The organism is Kribbella capetownensis, from assembly GCF_004331485.1.
GTDB lineage: Bacteria > Actinomycetota > Actinomycetes > Propionibacteriales > Kribbellaceae > Kribbella > Kribbella capetownensis.
Window position 1 is genome coordinate 152433 of sequence record NZ_SJKD01000003.1, and the last position, 15223, is coordinate 167655.

A 15223-nucleotide genomic window follows, 5' to 3' on the forward strand; every position below is an offset into this window, starting at 1 on the left:
CGGGAGCCAAGGCCCCATGACCCGTCGTGCCGGAGGCACGGCAGTGTGCACTGACTTCACCGGTCCTGTCCCACTGGGGCGGACAGGACCGGTGAACAAACGCTTTGTCCATTGCCCTGCGGGGGCGACCCACCTACCGTCACAACCATGGGTGGGGAGCCCGGGGGACATTTCGGACGGCGTGAGGCCAAGCTGCGTGAAGCCAGGCCACTACTGCTGGTCGTCGACGCTGACCCGGAGCGTCTGGAACGGTGTGAAACCGAGCTGGAGCGAGGCTTCGGCGTCGACTACAGAGTCCGCGGCGAGTCGACCACGGCAGCTGCACTGACCTGCCTACAGCTCGCACACGACCTGCAGCACCGGGTTGCCGTCGTGATGGTCGACAATGCTCTGCCGGACAACGAGCGGGCCGAGATCCTGGCCGCGTCGAGGACTCTCCATCCGGACGCACGCCGTGCCCTGCTGATCGAGTGGGGTGCGTGGGCGACCCGCAGTACGGCGTCCGCGATCCTGACCGCGATGTCGGTCGGCGACATCAACTACTACGTGCTGAAGCCGTGGATCGCGCAGGACGAGCTGTTCCACCGGACGGTCGCCGAGTTCGTGCAGGAATGGTCGCGCTACGAGGTCGCGAACCTGCGTGAGGTGGTCGTGATCGCGTCCGACCACTCGGTCCGCGGTCAGGCGGTGCGCAGTCTGCTGGCGCGCAACGGGATCCCGAGCGCGTTCCGGGTCAGCGGTTCGGTGCCGGCGAACGCTGTACTGGAGTGGATCGGTGAGCCGGATCCCGGGGACAGCGTGCTGGTGTGGATGCCGGCCGTGGGCGGCAAAGTGCTGCGCGATCCGACCGACGTGGAGATCGCCGAGGCGTGGGGCGTGTCGACGACGCTGGCCGACGGCGAGGACTCGTTCGACCTTCTCGTGATCGGGGCCGGCCCGGGCGGATTGGCAGCAGCCGTCTACGCGTCGTCCGAGGGGCTGCGCACGCTGGTCGTGGAGCGGGAGGCGATCGGCGGGCAGGCGGGGACGAGTTCGCTGATCCGCAACTATCTGGGATTCTCGCGCGGGATCCGCGGCTCCGAACTGGCCCAACGCGGCTATCAGCAGGCGTGGGTGTTCGGAGCGCATTTCGTGCTGATGCGGTCGATCGACCGGATCGAGCAGCGGGACGGCCATTTCGTCGCAGAGATCGGTGACGTGGGCCAGGTGACGGCCCGGGCGGTCATCCTGGCGACCGGGGTGGCGTACCGGCGGCTCGACGTACCGGAGCTGGAGCAGTTGATGGGGACGGGCGTGTACTACGGCGCCAGTGTGTCGGAGGCCCACGGTCTGAAGGATCGCGACGCGTGCGTGGTCGGTGGCGGCAACTCGGCCGGGCAGGCGGTGCTGCATCTGGCCCGCTACTGCAAGCTCGTCACGTTGGTGATCCGGGGCAAGGATCTCGTCGCGAGCATGTCGAAGTACCTGATCGATGCCGTCGATGCCGCGCCCAACGTGGTCGTGCGGTCCTGGAGCGAGGTCGTCGGCGGTGGCGGCGACGGGCGGCTGCAGTGGGTGACGTTGCGCGACCGTACGTCGGGCGGCGAGGAGCGACTCGACGTCGACGGGTTGTTCGTGATGATCGGCGCCGTACCCGGCACGCACTGGCTGCCGGACGAGGTCGGCCGGGACGAGCGTGGCTTCGTACTGACCGGGTCGGACGCCGCGGCGGATCCGGGCTGGGCCGAGGACCGGCCGCCACAGCCGTACGAGACGACGATGCCCGGCGTGTTCGCGATCGGCGACGTACGCAGTGGTTCGGTGAAGCGGGTGGCGTCGGCGGTCGGTGAAGGCTCCGTGGTCGTCTCGCAGGTCCACACCCATCTCAAGGTGTCCGAGGATGCCTGAACGGCGGTTCGTCTACACCCCGGCGATGGTTGTCCTGACCGCGCTGGTCCTGCTGGTGCCGTTGGCCGGGTTGTTCCTCCTGGTCCAGAGACCGCGGTTGGATGTGCACTGGGAGCACCATCCGTCGCATTTCTGGCTGGTGCTGATCACCGCGGTGCTGAGCGCCGTACTGGCGTACCTCACGGGCGCGGCGGCGCTGCGGCGAGGCGATCCGCGGGTTCTGCTGGTGTCGCTGGCGTTCTTGTCGTCCGCCGGATTCCTCGGGTTGCACGCCTTGGCGACGCCGAAGATCCTGCTGGACACACCGAACGCGGGTTTCACCCTCGCGACGCCCATCGGGGTCGCCGTCGCGTCGATCTTCGCAGTCCTGTCGAGCCTGAACATGTCCGGCGAGCGGGTGACGGCCTGGGTCCGGCGGGGGCGGATCCTGCGTGCTGCGCTGCTGACGCTGATGGCGTTGTGGGCGGTGGCTTCGATCCTGCGCCTGCCTCCGTTGCACGACACCGCCGTACCGGAGGTTGCCGATGGCATCCTCACTGCTCTCGCCGTACCGGCCGTGCTGTTGTACGCGGTCGCGGCCGCCCGCTACCTGCACCTTTGGTGGCGGAAGCCGTCGTTGATGCTGCTGTCGATGATCGCCGCGTTCATCCTGCTCGCCGAGGCGATGGTCGCGATGGTGTTCGCGACGAACTGGGCGCTGTCGTGGTGGGAGTGGCACGTGCTGATGCTGGCCGCGTTCGTGCTGGTGGTCGCCGGCGTCCGGATCCAGTGGTACGAGGAGCGGTTCGCCGATCTGTACCTCGACGACACCGTGTCCGGCCGGCGCGAGTTGAGCGTGCTGTTCGCGGACCTGCAGGGATTCACCACGTTCTCGGAGAACCACGACCCGGCCGAGGTCACCACGATGCTGAACACCTACTTCCAGGTCGTCGTACCTCCCGTCGTACGACGTCATGGCGGTGACGTCGACCGGATCATCGGCGACGCGCTGATGGTGACCTTCAACAAACGCGGCAACCAGCCCGATCACGCGGCCCGGGCGGCCGCGGCCGGGTTGGCACTGCAGGAGGCCGCGGCGGCGGTGCAGGCGGCGCACCCGAACTGGCCGCGGTTCCGGGTCGGGATCAACAGCGGGATCGCCTCGGTCAGCCTGCTCGGTACCGAGGGCGGCCGGACCCACACGGTCATCGGCGACACGGTGAACGTCGCCTCGCGGATCGAGGGCAAGGCACCGGGCGGCGGGGTCGCCATCGGCCCGGCTACGAAGGCGATGTTGCCCGATGCGGTGACGCAGTCCCTGGGCCTGGTCGACCTGAAAGGCAAGGCCGAACCGGTCGAGGTTCACCAGCTGCTGGCACTGTCCGGCGAATGATCACCCCTGCCTTCAGGGGCCGCACCTGGTGTTCACGTGTTGGACCTTGGCGGCGACTGGTCCGGGTGTGAGAATCCGGCTCATGTCTGCCCCGAACCGATCACAGCGCCGCCTGGGCGCCCTCGTGGTCACGTCCAGTCTCATCGTCTCCGGCCTGGCAGTGACACTGGCCGCCGCGCCCGCGGACGCCGCGTCGACCGATGTGGTCATCACCGAGGTGTACGGCGGCGGCGGTAACAGTGGCGCGCCGTACACGAACGACTTCATTGAGTTGACCAACAACGGTACGGCGCCGATCGACGTGAGCGGCTGGTCGGTCCAGTACGCCTCCGCGACCGGTAGCTCCTGGCAGGTCACCGACCTCGCCGGCAGCATCGCCCCGGGCGCCGCCTACCTGGTCCAGGAAGGCGCCGGCGCCGGCAGCGGTCAGCCGATGCCCGCGCCGGACGCCACCGGCAGCATCATGATGGCGGCGGGGGCCGGGAAGGTTGCCCTCGTCACCAATCAGACCGCACTGGCCTGCGGTACGTCGGCCTGTCACGACGCGGCCGGGGTCAAGGACTTCGTCGGCTACGGTTCGACGGCGAGCGACTCCGAGACCAGCCCGGCGCCGGGCCTGTCGAACACGACCTCGGCGACCCGGAAGGTCCCCACCCAGGACGCGGACAACAACGGGGCCGAGTTCGCGGCGGTCAACCCGTCCCCGAAGACGCTGACCTCGACGCCGCCCGACCCGGACCCGGTGGACGCGAAGATCCACGACATCCAGGGTGCCGCGCACCTGTCGCCGCTGAACGGCAAGCCGGTCAAGGACGTCACCGGGGTGGTCACCGCGAAGAGCACCAACGGCTTCTGGTTCCAGGACCCGCAGCCCGACAACGACCCGGCCACCAGCGAAGGCATCTTCGTCTTCACCAGCTCCGCGCCGACCGTGGCCGTCGGTGACGCACTGACCGTCCAGGGCACCGTCGCCGAGTTCCGACCCGGCGGCTCCGGCGGTACCGACAACCTGACCACCACGGAGATCACCAACCCGACGATCACCGTCACCGGCACCGCGTCCGTACCGGCCCCGACGATCGTCGGCCCGGGCGGCCGGGTCCCACCGTCGACCGTGATCGACGACGACTCCAACGGTGACGTCGAGACGACCAGTACGGCGTTCGATCCGGCCAACGACGGCCTCGACTTCTGGGAGTCGCTGGAGGGCATGTGGCTCGGCATCAACCAGCCCGAGGTCACCGGTCCGACCAGTTCGTTCCGCGAACTGTCCGTCGTACCGGCCGGATCCTCGGTCCGGACCGTGCGCGGCGGCATCCTGCTGCAGAAGACCGACAGCAACCCGGAGCGGGTGCTGCTCGACGACGTGCTGACGCCGATCCCGGACGCCAAGACCGGCGACAAGCTGGCCGGCGTGGTGTCTGGTGTTCTCGACTACTCCTTCGGCAACTTCAAGTTCCTCCCGACGCAGACGCCGACCGTGGTCGACGGTGGCGTGAAGCGTGAGACGACCAAGGCGACCTCTCCGTTGCAGGTGTCGGTGGCGACGTTCAACGTGGAGAACCTCGACCCGTCCGACGGCGATGCGAAGTTCGACGGACTGGCCCAGGCGGTGGTGAGGAACCTCGCGTCCCCGGACATCCTCGGTCTGGAGGAAGTGCAGGACAACGACGGCGCGACGAACTCCGGCACCACCGCGGCCAACGTCACCCTCGACATGCTCGTCGCGGCGATCCGCAAGGCGGGCGGACCGAAGTACGCCTACCGCCAGATCGACCCGGTGAACAACCAAGAGGGTGGCGAGCCGGGCGGCAACATCCGGGTCGCGTTCATGTACCGCACCGACAAGCCGGTGAAGTTCGTCGACCGTCCCGGCGGCGGCTCGACCGTCCCGACCACCATCACCACCGACCGGTTCGGCCGGCCGCACCTGAGCTCGTCGCCTGGTCGCGTCGACCCGGCCAACGAAGCGGCCTGGGAGGCCACCCGGGTCCCGCTGGCCGGCGAGTTCACCTGGCACGGGCAGAGCCTGTTCGTGGTGGTCAACCACTTCAGCTCCAAAGGCGGCGACGACCCGCTCTGGGGCCGGACCCAGCCGCCGGTCCAGGTGACCGCGGCCAAGCGGCACCTGCAGGCGCAGGCGGTGCGCGGGTTCGTCGACCAGATCCTGGCCAAGGACAAGGGCGCCAACGTCATCGTGCTGGGTGACCTGAACGACTTCGACTGGTCGGAGACCGCCGACATCCTGGTCGGGTCCGGCAAGACGGCACTGATCGACATGCCGCGGACACTGCCGCTGAAGGAGCGCTACAGCTACGTGTTCGAGGGCAACAGCCAGATCCTGGACCAGATCCTGATCTCCCGGAACCTGCAGCCCGCCTCGACGTACGACGTGGTGCACATGAACGCAGAGTTCCCGGACCAGATCAGCGACCACGATCCGCAGGTGGTGCGGGTGATCCCGCTACCGTCCTGGGTGCACTGATTGCGGGAGTCTTACGGCGGCCGTCCGGGCGGGGTTTTCCTTGCCCGGACGGCCACAATGGAGTCGTGACAGACGACACCAAGCAGTACGCCGTGACCAAGTCCGATGCGGAGTGGAAGGCGCAGCTCTCCCCCGCCGAGTTCCACGTGCTGCGCAAGGCCGGTACCGAGCGCCCGTTCGTCGGTGAGTACACCGACACCAAGACGGTCGGCGTCTACAAGTGCCGCGCCTGCGACACGGAGCTGTTCCGCAGCGAATCCAAGTTCGACTCACACTGTGGCTGGCCGTCCTTCTTCGCCCCGCTCGCCGAGGACCGGGTCGAGTACATCGAGGACAGCACGCTCGGCATGAAGCGCGTCGAGGTCCGCTGCGCCAACTGTGGCTCCCACCTGGGCCACGTCTTCGAGGGCGAGGGCTACGACACCCCCACCGACCTCCGCTACTGCATCAACAGCATCAGCCTGACGCTCACCCCCGCCTGATCACCAGGCCACCCCGAGATCAGATCGGGGTGGCGAGGGCTATCGGGTTGCCTTCGGGGTCGGCGGTGTAGGCCTGGCGTTCGCCCCAGGGCATGGTGGCGGGTTCCTGGAGGATGGGATGGCCGGCCTCGCGGAAGAGCTCGACGGAGGCTTCCACGTCGTCGACGTACACGAAGAGCTCGAAGCGGGGTGCGGTGCCGACGGTGATGCCGAGCTGGGCCTGGGGCCAGTTGGCATCGGCGATACCGAGGGACGAGTCGCCGCGCTCGAGGCCGACGTAGTGCGGGTCGCCCTCGAGCGGGAACTGGTACGTCGGTTCGTACCCGAGCAGCGAGTAGAAACCGACGGACCGGCGTACGTCGCTCACGTACAGCACCGGGAAGGCCTTGCGGTGCCCAGCCACGGGCGTCAGGCCAGGTTGGCGACCAGCTCGCCGAGCTCGGTCCGCTTGCCCGTGTAGAAGGGCACTTCCTCGCGCACGTGCCGCCGGGCGGTGGACGCGCGCAGGTCGCGCATCAGGTCGACCATCCGGTGCAGCTCGTCGGCCTCGAACGCCAGGATCCACTCGTAGTCGCCCAGCGCGAACGACGCGACCGTGTTCGCCCGGACGTCGGGGTAGGTGCGCGCCATCTTCCCGTGCTCGGCGAGCATGAACCGCCGCTCCTCGTCCGGCAGTAGGTACCACTCGTACGACCGCACGAACGGGTAGACGCAGATGTAGGCCCGCGCCTCCTCGTCGGCCAGGAACGCCGGGATGTGGCTCTTGTTGAACTCGGCCGGCCGGTGCAGCGCGAACTGCGACCAGACCGGCGCCAGGTGCCGCCCGAGCCGGGACCGGCGCAGCGCGTGGTACGCCTTCTGCAGCGCGTCCGACGTCGGCGCGTGCCACCAGATCATGAAGTCGGCGTCGGCCCGGAAGCCCTCGACGTCGTAGATGCCGCGGATCACCACGTCGTCCGTGGCCAGCTTGGCGACCAGCTCGGACAGTTCGGCGGTCAGCTCGTCCCGGTCCGCGTCGCCCAGCGGGGTCTCCACCTTGAAGACCGACCACAGGGTGTAGCGGATCACATTGTTCAGCTCACGCGCCTTCGGCTTCTCTGTCACGGAGCCATTGTCTCCAATGTGGATAAATGAGCCTGCACCCGGGTGGCTGCCTGCCCACCCGATGCCACGCAGGCAGCGATCCCGACACCTCGGTACGCCGCTCCGCACACAGCCAGACCAGGCTCCGCCTCAACCGCCGCCTCCACGCGATCAACGCGGTCCAGATGCCCCACGGCGTACTGCGGAAGCCCGCCGCCCCACCGCGTCACGAGCGACCCCACCAGGGGTGCCTGGAGCCCGACAGCTCGACCCAGATCGGCTGTGGCCAGCTCCACCAGCTCCTCGTCGGACCGCTGCAGGACGTACTCCTCCCCCAGCCGCCCGACCGAGCACCGCAGTACGGCGAGCTCTCCACCGGCCGCACCCGACCACTCCCACTTCGCGTGCGAGTACGTCGACGCCTTGATCGTCCGCCCCTCCACCGACGGCACCAGGAACCCGGACCCGGCAGCTGCCTCGGGCCAGTCCTCCTTGCGGACCGCGAGCGTCACGATCGCCATGCTCGCGTACTCGATCGTCGCGAGCTCCGTCGATGCCGCCGGAACCAGCTCCGCGAGCATCCGAGCCGCCGGTGTGGCCGGTACGGCGACAATCACCGCGTCGGCCTCCAACAGAGTCGGCGCAGGCACCGGCCCAGCCTCCAGCGCGTAGCCGTCAGCGGTCCGCGTGATCCGTCGTACGGCGAGCTTGCGCCGGATGTCGACGCCTCGGGACGTCAGGTCCTTCTCCAACGCGCTGATCAGGCGGTTGATCCCGCCGACGATTCCGGCGAACACCGGCGCACCCGCCCGCCGCTGCCCAGCCTCACGCATCTCCGCGGTCGCCGCGAGCAAGCTCGGCGCCGTCCGCAGCTTGGCGTACAGCTCCGGTACGGCGGCCGCCAGCGAGATCTCCTCCGCCCGCCCGGCATACACCCCGCCGAGCAGCGGGTCGATCAGCTTGTCCGTCACCGCCGGACCCATCCTCGAGGCGACGAACCGCCCGATCGCGACGTCCTCAGTCAACGACGGCGCCGGCAGGTCGGCCTCGTGCGCCACCGCTTCGGCACCCTCGGAACCGAGTACGTCGGCCGTCGCGGCAGGGTCCATCGGGACACCCATCACGGTCGGCGGGATGGCCCGGATCCGGTCACCGATCCACAGTCCGGCCGAGGTCGTCGCCGGATGCACCACGTCGTCACCGAGGCCGACCGCCTTGATCAGGTCGACCGCCTCCGGCCGCCGCGCCAGCACCGACTCGGCCCCGAGGTCGACCGGCACACCCTCGAGCACGTCACCCGCGAGCTTGCCGCCGAGCCGCGGTGACCCCTCCAGCACCGTGATCTGCGGCGGATTCGGCCCGGTCGCCAGCGCATACGCCGCCGCCAGCCCACTGATCCCGCCACCGACCACAACGACCCGGCTCACACGTCCTCCAGCGTCAACTCGAAACCAAGACGAGCCGCCGGGTCGGCCACGCGGCGGAAACCGGCACGCGTCAGCACCGCCTGTGACGCCACATTCCGGTCCGACGTCCCCGCTCGCAGCATCTTCAGCCCGTACTCCGACGCGGCGAGCCTGGCGACCGCCCGGACCGCCGCCGACGCGAGCCCCTGGCCGGTCGCCTTCTCCGCGATCCGGTAGCCGAGCTCGGCCGAGCCGTTCTCCAGATCCATCAGGTTCACCCGTCCGACCACCGCGCCGGACGGATCCACCAAGACGTGGAACCGGCATGTCCCGGCCTCCTGCTCGGCCAGCAGCGCCTGATGTCGCTCCGCGAACGAGGTGAAGAAGGCGTCACCGCGATCCTCGATCCAGGCGGCGAAGTACGTCCGGTTCTCCCGTTCGAAGGCGAGTACGGCGTCGGCGTGCTCAGCGGTCAGCGGCTCGAGCGTCACGTCGTGGTCAGGCAGGTACACGGGCCGACTTCGCGTGGACGCGCTCGACGACCCGGCGCAGCACCTCGGGGTCGGCCTCCGGCGGGACCCCGTGCCCGAGGTTGAAGATGTGGCCGGGTGCGGCCTTCCCCTCGGCGAGGATCCGGTCGATCTCCGGCTCCACTGCCTCCCAGGGAGCGAACAGGAGGGCCGGGTCCAGGTTGCCCTGCACCGGCTTCGGACCGCCTCCGGCCGCGGTGATCCGGCGTACCGCCTCATCCAGCGGCACCCGCCAGTCGACACCGACGACGTCAGCCCCGGCACCGCTCATCAACCCGAGCAGCTCGCCCGTGTTCACTCCGAAGTGCACCCGCGGTACGCCGTACGACGCCATCGCTTCGAACACCTTCGCGGAGTGCGGCAGCACGAACCGTTCGTAGTCGCGCGGCGACAGCCCGCCCGCCCACGAGTCGAACAGCTGGATCGCGGACGCGCCCGCCTCGACCTGCACCGACAGGTACGCGATCGCGACGTCAGCCAGCCGGTCGGCGAGTGCGTGCCAGAGGTCCGGGTTGCTGTACATCAGCGCCTTGGTCTTGGCGTGGTCCTTGCTCGGGCCGCCTTCGACCAGGTACGACGCCACCGTGAACGGGGCCCCGGCGAAGCCGATGAGCGGCGTACCGTCCAGCTCCGAGACCAACTGCTTCACGGCGTCCGTGGTGTACGGCACGTCTGCGGGAGTGACCGGCCGGACCGCGGTCAGGCCGGCCGCGTCGCGGATCGGATCCGCGACCACCGGGCCGACCCCCGGCTCGATCTCGATGCCGAAGCCGACCGCCTGGAGCGGGAACACGATGTCGGAGAAGAAGATCGCCGCGTCGACGCCGTAACGGCGGACGGGCTGCAGCGTTATCTCGACAACGAGGTCGGGCCGCATACAGGACTCGAGCATCGTGATCCCCTGACGGATCGCGCGGTACTCAGGCAACGCCCGCCCGGCCTGCCGCATGAACCACACCGGCGTGTGCGGGCCCGGCTCACCTCGAGCGGCGAGCAGAAAGGCGGAACGGTCGAGCGCGCGGGACTGTGGCAGAGGCACACAGCGATAATCCCACGTGCGGAATTTCGCCCGTGAGCGGCCGTCGCACGCGGTTACCGGCGCGTCGCCACAGGCGTCGGTGAGTAATCAGTCGTAGGCTGCCAAGCATGGGTGCCCGCAAGCAGGTCGACGCGCCACCCGCGGAGTTCGCCGAGGCAGTGTCGCAGCTACGCAGTGCCCGGTTCCGGCCCGAGGTATTCGTCGAGGAGATGCCCGCACCGCAGCGGATCGCACCGCATGCGGCGGCGGTCAGTGCCGACGTGACGGTCGACGGTGACGATGTCGCCACCGGCCGCCTCGTCATCCTCTACGACCCGGACGGGAACGACGCCTGGCAGTCGACCTTCCGCTGTGTCGCGTACGTGCGCGCCGCCGTCGAACCGGAGATGGTGACCGACGCGCTGCTCGGCGGCGTGGGCTGGACCTGGCTGATGGAGGCGCTGGCGGACCGGGGCGCGGACTTCCAGGCGCCGAGCGGTACCGTCACCAGGGTGGTATCGGAAAGCTTCGGCGGTATGGCCGACGACGACGCGACGGCGGAGATCGAGATCCGTGCGTCCTGGAGCCCTGTGCCGGGGCCAGGTGGTCTGGTGGATGTGACCCGGCACGCCGAGGCGTGGGGCGAAGTTCTCTGCACGGCGGCCGGACTGCCGCCGGTTCCGCCGGGGGTCGTGGCGATGCCGACCCGGCGCGGACAGCGGGGCCGATGAGCCCGGCCGAAACCCAGCAGCCGCCCGTCCCGGACGACCCGACCGCGAACCTGCCCCTGCTCGAACTCCGTGACGGCCTCTCCGAGGTCATCGACACCGACCCGGCGCTGACCGACGTGGTCGAGGCCTTCCAGGCCGGCACCGGCCCCGTCGCCGTCGACGCCGAGCGCGCGTCCGGCTACCGCTACTCCCACCGGGCGTACCTGGTGCAACTGCGCCGCGAGGGCGCCGGCTCCGCGCTGGTCGACCCGATCCCGTTCGGCGACCTGTCTGCGCTCGGCGACGCGATCGTGGACGCCGAGTGGATCATCCACGCCGCGAACCAGGACCTGGCCTGCCTGGCCGAGCTCGGGATGGTGCCGCGGAAGGTGTTCGACACCGAGCTGGCCGGCCGCCTGCTCGGGTACCCGAAGGTCGGCCTCGCCTCGCTGGTCAGCGAAGTCCTCGGCTACCGGATGCGCAAGGAGCACTCCGCCGCCGACTGGTCGACCCGTCCGCTGCCGGCCCCCTGGCTCGTGTACGCCGCTCTCGACGTCGAGATGCTGATCGAGTTGCGCGACGCGATCGAGGCCGAGCTGCGCCGCGAGGGCAAGTGGGAGTGGGCCGAGCAGGAGTTCGCCTCGATCCTGTCCGCGCCGCCGCGTGAGCCGAAGCCGGATCCGTGGCGCCGCACGTCCGGGATGCACCGCGTCCGCAATCGCCGCAGTCTGGCCGTAGTACGGGCGTTGTGGGAGGCACGGGACCAGATCGCCGAGTCCGCGGACATCTCCCCCGGCCGGATCCTGCCCGATGCCGCGATCGTCGAGGCCGCGTCGGCGATGCCGACCGACCGGGACACGCTTCAACGGCTGACCGCGTTCAAGGGCCGAGGCGCCCACCGGCACATGCGGACCTGGTGGGAGGCGATCGATCACGCACGCCGCCTCCCGGACTCCGAGCTGCCGAAGCAAGGCCCGCGGTACGACGGCCCGCCGCCGGCTCGCGCGTGGGCCGATCGGGACCCGGATGCGGCAGCCCGCTTGTCGGCCGCCCGCTCCTCCGTCGCCGAGATCGCCGAGGCGCACCGCCTCCCGACCGAGAATCTGCTCTCCCCCGACACCATCCGGCGACTGGCCTGGTCGCCACCACCTGAGCTCAGCCTCGAGGTGGTGACGACGTTCCTGCGCGAGCACCATGCCCGCGAGTGGCAGATCGGCCTCACCGCCGGCGTGCTGACCGACGCGATGGAGTCCGAGGCCCCGAAGGAACAGCTCGACTGATCAGCCGGCCGGGCGGAACAGCGAGCTCTGCACGTACTCCAGCGCCTTGGTGAACTTCTCGTCGCCGAACCGGCGACCCATCTCGGCCTCGTCGACCTCCTCGATCCGGGTCTGCAGCCAGTAGAAGTTACTTCAGTGCGACCACATCCTGTTGCTGGTCCGGCCAGGTGACGACAACCTTGGCTCCGTCGACCTCGGCTGTGATGCCGTCGGTAGTGCAGTCCTGACCGCTGAGCAGCACGATGGCGGCGTACACGCGTCCGGGTTCGAGGCTGGTCTCGACCCACGGAGTGACAGACACCTCGCCGAAGGCGTTCACGCCCTCCCGGGTCGTGCTGCCCTCTTGCCACTCGCCGATCAGCGGTACGACGGTCGATTCCCGACCAGACCCAGTCAGCGCGTAGCCGGAGATCGTCAGGGTCAGCGGTTCACCGTCGTACTGACCGTCCACACGGGCGATGCGGACCTCGAAGGGACCACGGAGGACGGATGCGGCGACCACCGACAGGTCGGCCGTCTCCGGGTCCTCCGCCCCGAACTGCAGGGGGAACCGGCTGACCGCCGTCCGCGGGCCGAGGCTCAGGAGGGTGATCGGGCGCCGCTGCGACCATCGCCCGTCGGGCCTTCGTACGGCGACCTGGTTGTCCGGGACCTCGTCTGCATCGACCAGATCAGGCCCGGTGATCGTCGAGTAGGCGTGGCGGCAGTAGAGCGGATCCTCCGCAGTCAGTTCGGTCCCGGCGTGGTCGGTGCCGTGGTTGACGACGCGCACGATGCCGTCGGCCGTCGTACCCGAGATCAGCCAGCCCGGCGGCCGAGCCACGACCGAGACGTCGGACTGCTCGAGCTGCAGCGGCTCCTCGCGAGCCCTCCAGACCGGATGACCAGCCGGCAGCACGAGTCCGGCGAAGCCCAGACTCGCCCAGTACGGCGATCCCGGACCCGAGTACGACTGCCGCATCCGCGGGAACGCCGTACGCCACCCAAGACCGAGCAGACCGCGGTCGTCCCAGGCACCGGCGTCGGCGAACCAACTGAGGATGCCACTGGTCAGACGCCGGGTCGCTCCGGGAGGCAAGGGACTCGCGTCGAAGATCGCGCCGGCCCAGTACGGCGACGCGGTCGCGAACCGGTACACGAGCGAACGGCCTTGGTGGAGAGGCGCACCATCGGCTCCGACGAGATGCTGGACGGTGCCGAGGTACTCATGCAGCCGCCCGCGATAACCGTCGAGCAGTTCCCCGGTCTCGCCGGACATGCGGCAGTACCACAGCGAGAACAGGTGCATGACCCAGCCGTTGTACCAGTCGTAGTGGGTGGTCCTGCCCTCGCGGATCCCGTCGGTGTACCAGCCGTCGCCTTGGTAGAACGTGTCCAGCGTGGCGATGTTCCTCTCGATCACGGCCTCGTCGCACGGTCCGCCCACCGAGCGCAGGAAGGCGAGGGTGACGTTCTGGAACCACAGCCAGTTGCTCGCGGAGTACGTGACCTGGTTGGCCGGGGCCAGCCATTCGACGACCTGCACGCGCGTCCGGTCGTCCAGCTTGTCCCACACCTGGGCACGGGACTCGTGCAGGGCGATCGCCATCGCGGCGGCCTCGACGCGCGGCTGACCGAACTCCGTCAGCCGCGGCCACGCCTCCGGGGACGCCGGGTCTGCACCGGCGGCGAGGCCTTCGGCGTACCAGCCGGCGTGATCGTGCGGGTCGTCGTCCGACCCGGCGAGCCGGAATCCTGCGGTCAGAAAAGAGCGGGCGAACCCTTCCAGCCCGTCGCTCGCCGTCCCGGATCTGGACGCGGGACCGGGAGGGTCGAGATTCGCATGGCGCGGGCTCGCGAAGTCCCGCAAGGCGAGCAAGGTCCGATCGGCCGTCTGCTCCCAGTGCGCCCGCGTCCATCCTGTGTACGGCGACAGCGTTCGATCTTCTGTCAGTCGCTCGGCGTGCCGTCGTTCACCCATGGCCATCCCTCCGCATCCCAGTGCAGCTCGTCCATCATCAGCTTGCGGGTCTGCACGGACGGCAGGTGGTTGCCCTCGGCGTCGTACCACGGATAGCCGTGGTAGAAGATCATCTGCCGCTGCTGGCCGCCGATGCGGACGTCGGTGATGAACTGGTGGCCGGGCGAGGCGACCCGGTCGTCGCCGCGCAGGATCGGCGTCGGGTGCTTGCCGGCGTCGAAGTTCCCCATCGGCGAGGTGGCCCGGGCGACACCGACCGCGTAGTTGCCGTTCCAGGTGTAGAGGTTCCCGCTGTAGAAGAGGTAGTAACTGCCGTCGCGGTACAGCATGCTCGGGCCCTCGACCGAGTTGCCTTCCCACGGCAGCGTCACGTGCATGATCTCGGTGGCCGGACCGACTCGGGTCAGGCCGTCCGGGGAGAGCCGGCCGATCGAGATGCGCTTGGTGAGCGTTCCCTGCCGGTCCTCCTTGTAGATCAGATACCTGGTGCCGTCGGTGTCCAGGAACGTCGTCGCGTCGATCAGCGAGAAGTCCGTCTCACCCGCGATCGGGGTCGGATTGAGGACCCAGCCCTTCTCGAGGTTGTCCGAGGTGGCGACGTAGATCTTGTTGAACTGGCCGGGCGCCGTACGCATGTTGAAGTAGGCGACCCACTGACCGCCGATGTGGTAGACCTCCGGCGCCCAGAAGTCGACGTACCCGGCCGGCGGCTCGACGAAGCGACCGAGGTCCTCCCAGGTGTGCCCCGCATCCCGCGACCGGTACTCCTTCAGCCCGGTCGTGAACGCGTACCAAGTGTTGCCCCGGACAACAATCCCCGGATCCGCGGCCGGACATTCGTGCAACGGATTCGGATAGTCGCCGGAACCAACGCGCGACGCACAGGGCACCGCGGTTCCAGCCAAGGCGGGCATCGTGGCGACGACGCTGCCGCTTCCTGCCAGGACGAGCGCCGCGGCTGTCGCCGCCGCACGTATGACCAGTCGGGGTAATCGCATAGTTCCTCCGTA

13 protein-coding genes are annotated in these 15223 nt (G+C 69.3%); 6 read left to right on the top strand and 7 right to left on the bottom strand.

Features of this window, described 5'->3' with window-relative positions:
* The first annotated feature begins 147 nt into the window (after window positions 1-147).
* From E0H75_RS44630 to msrB, 4 genes are all read left to right on the top strand, one after another.
* A complete protein-coding gene (locus E0H75_RS44630; RefSeq protein WP_131514258.1) occupies window positions 148-1887 on the top strand; it encodes an NAD(P)/FAD-dependent oxidoreductase in 1740 nt (579 codons plus the stop codon).
* On the top strand, window positions 1880-3259 hold the full coding sequence (locus tag E0H75_RS15515) for an adenylate/guanylate cyclase domain-containing protein (protein ID WP_131514259.1): 1380 nt from the start codon (window positions 1880-1882) through the stop codon (window positions 3257-3259). The genes E0H75_RS44630 and E0H75_RS15515 overlap by 8 nt, the downstream gene beginning before the upstream one ends.
* 82 nt (window positions 3260-3341) lie before the next feature.
* Window positions 3342-5744 (top strand): lamin tail domain-containing protein, encoded by a 2403-nt coding sequence (locus E0H75_RS15520; RefSeq protein ID WP_131514260.1) that lies wholly within the window; start codon window positions 3342-3344, stop codon window positions 5742-5744.
* A gap of 65 nt (window positions 5745-5809) precedes the next feature.
* Window positions 5810-6226: a peptide-methionine (R)-S-oxide reductase MsrB gene (gene msrB / locus E0H75_RS15525; protein ID WP_131514261.1), complete on the top strand. Its 417-nt coding sequence runs from the start codon at window positions 5810-5812 to the stop codon at window positions 6224-6226.
* A gap of 19 nt (window positions 6227-6245) precedes the next feature.
* Here msrB and E0H75_RS15530 read toward each other — a convergent pair whose 3' ends face one another.
* From E0H75_RS15530 to hemE, 5 genes are read right to left on the bottom strand one after another with little or no spacing between them, the layout of a single operon-like run.
* Complete coding sequence (locus tag E0H75_RS15530; protein WP_131514262.1) at window positions 6246-6629, bottom strand: VOC family protein; 384 nt, start codon at window positions 6627-6629, stop codon at window positions 6246-6248.
* Between the two features lie 5 nt (window positions 6630-6634).
* The gene (gene hemQ, locus E0H75_RS15535) at window positions 6635-7330 is read right to left on the bottom strand and encodes a hydrogen peroxide-dependent heme synthase (RefSeq protein ID WP_131514263.1); all 696 of its coding nucleotides are present in this window, start codon (window positions 7328-7330) and stop codon (window positions 6635-6637) included.
* Window positions 7327-8736: a protoporphyrinogen oxidase gene (gene hemG / locus E0H75_RS15540; protein ID WP_131514264.1), complete on the bottom strand. Its 1410-nt coding sequence runs from the start codon at window positions 8734-8736 to the stop codon at window positions 7327-7329. The genes hemQ and hemG overlap by 4 nt, the downstream gene beginning before the upstream one ends.
* Window positions 8733-9227: a GNAT family N-acetyltransferase gene (locus E0H75_RS15545; protein ID WP_238163039.1), complete on the bottom strand. Its 495-nt coding sequence runs from the start codon at window positions 9225-9227 to the stop codon at window positions 8733-8735. The genes hemG and E0H75_RS15545 overlap by 4 nt, the downstream gene beginning before the upstream one ends.
* Window positions 9214-10284: a uroporphyrinogen decarboxylase gene (hemE, locus tag E0H75_RS15550; protein WP_131514265.1), complete on the bottom strand. Its 1071-nt coding sequence runs from the start codon at window positions 10282-10284 to the stop codon at window positions 9214-9216. The genes E0H75_RS15545 and hemE overlap by 14 nt, the downstream gene beginning before the upstream one ends.
* A gap of 107 nt (window positions 10285-10391) precedes the next feature.
* Here hemE and E0H75_RS15555 point away from each other — a divergent pair, with 107 nt between their 5' ends.
* A complete protein-coding gene (locus E0H75_RS15555) occupies window positions 10392-10994 on the top strand; it encodes a DUF3000 domain-containing protein (RefSeq protein WP_131514266.1) in 603 nt (200 codons plus the stop codon).
* A complete protein-coding gene (locus tag E0H75_RS15560) occupies window positions 10991-12253 on the top strand; it encodes a ribonuclease D (protein ID WP_131514267.1) in 1263 nt (420 codons plus the stop codon). The genes E0H75_RS15555 and E0H75_RS15560 overlap by 4 nt, the downstream gene beginning before the upstream one ends.
* A 127-nt stretch (window positions 12254-12380) precedes the next feature.
* Here E0H75_RS15560 and E0H75_RS15565 read toward each other — a convergent pair whose 3' ends face one another.
* Window positions 12381-14213 (bottom strand): DUF2264 domain-containing protein, encoded by a 1833-nt coding sequence (locus E0H75_RS15565; protein ID WP_131514268.1) that lies wholly within the window; start codon window positions 14211-14213, stop codon window positions 12381-12383.
* On the bottom strand, window positions 14183-15211 hold the full coding sequence (locus E0H75_RS15570; RefSeq protein ID WP_131514269.1) for a family 43 glycosylhydrolase: 1029 nt from the start codon (window positions 15209-15211) through the stop codon (window positions 14183-14185). Before E0H75_RS15570 ends, E0H75_RS15565 begins: the two co-directional genes overlap by 31 nt.
* Between the last annotated feature and the right edge of the window lie 12 nt (window positions 15212-15223).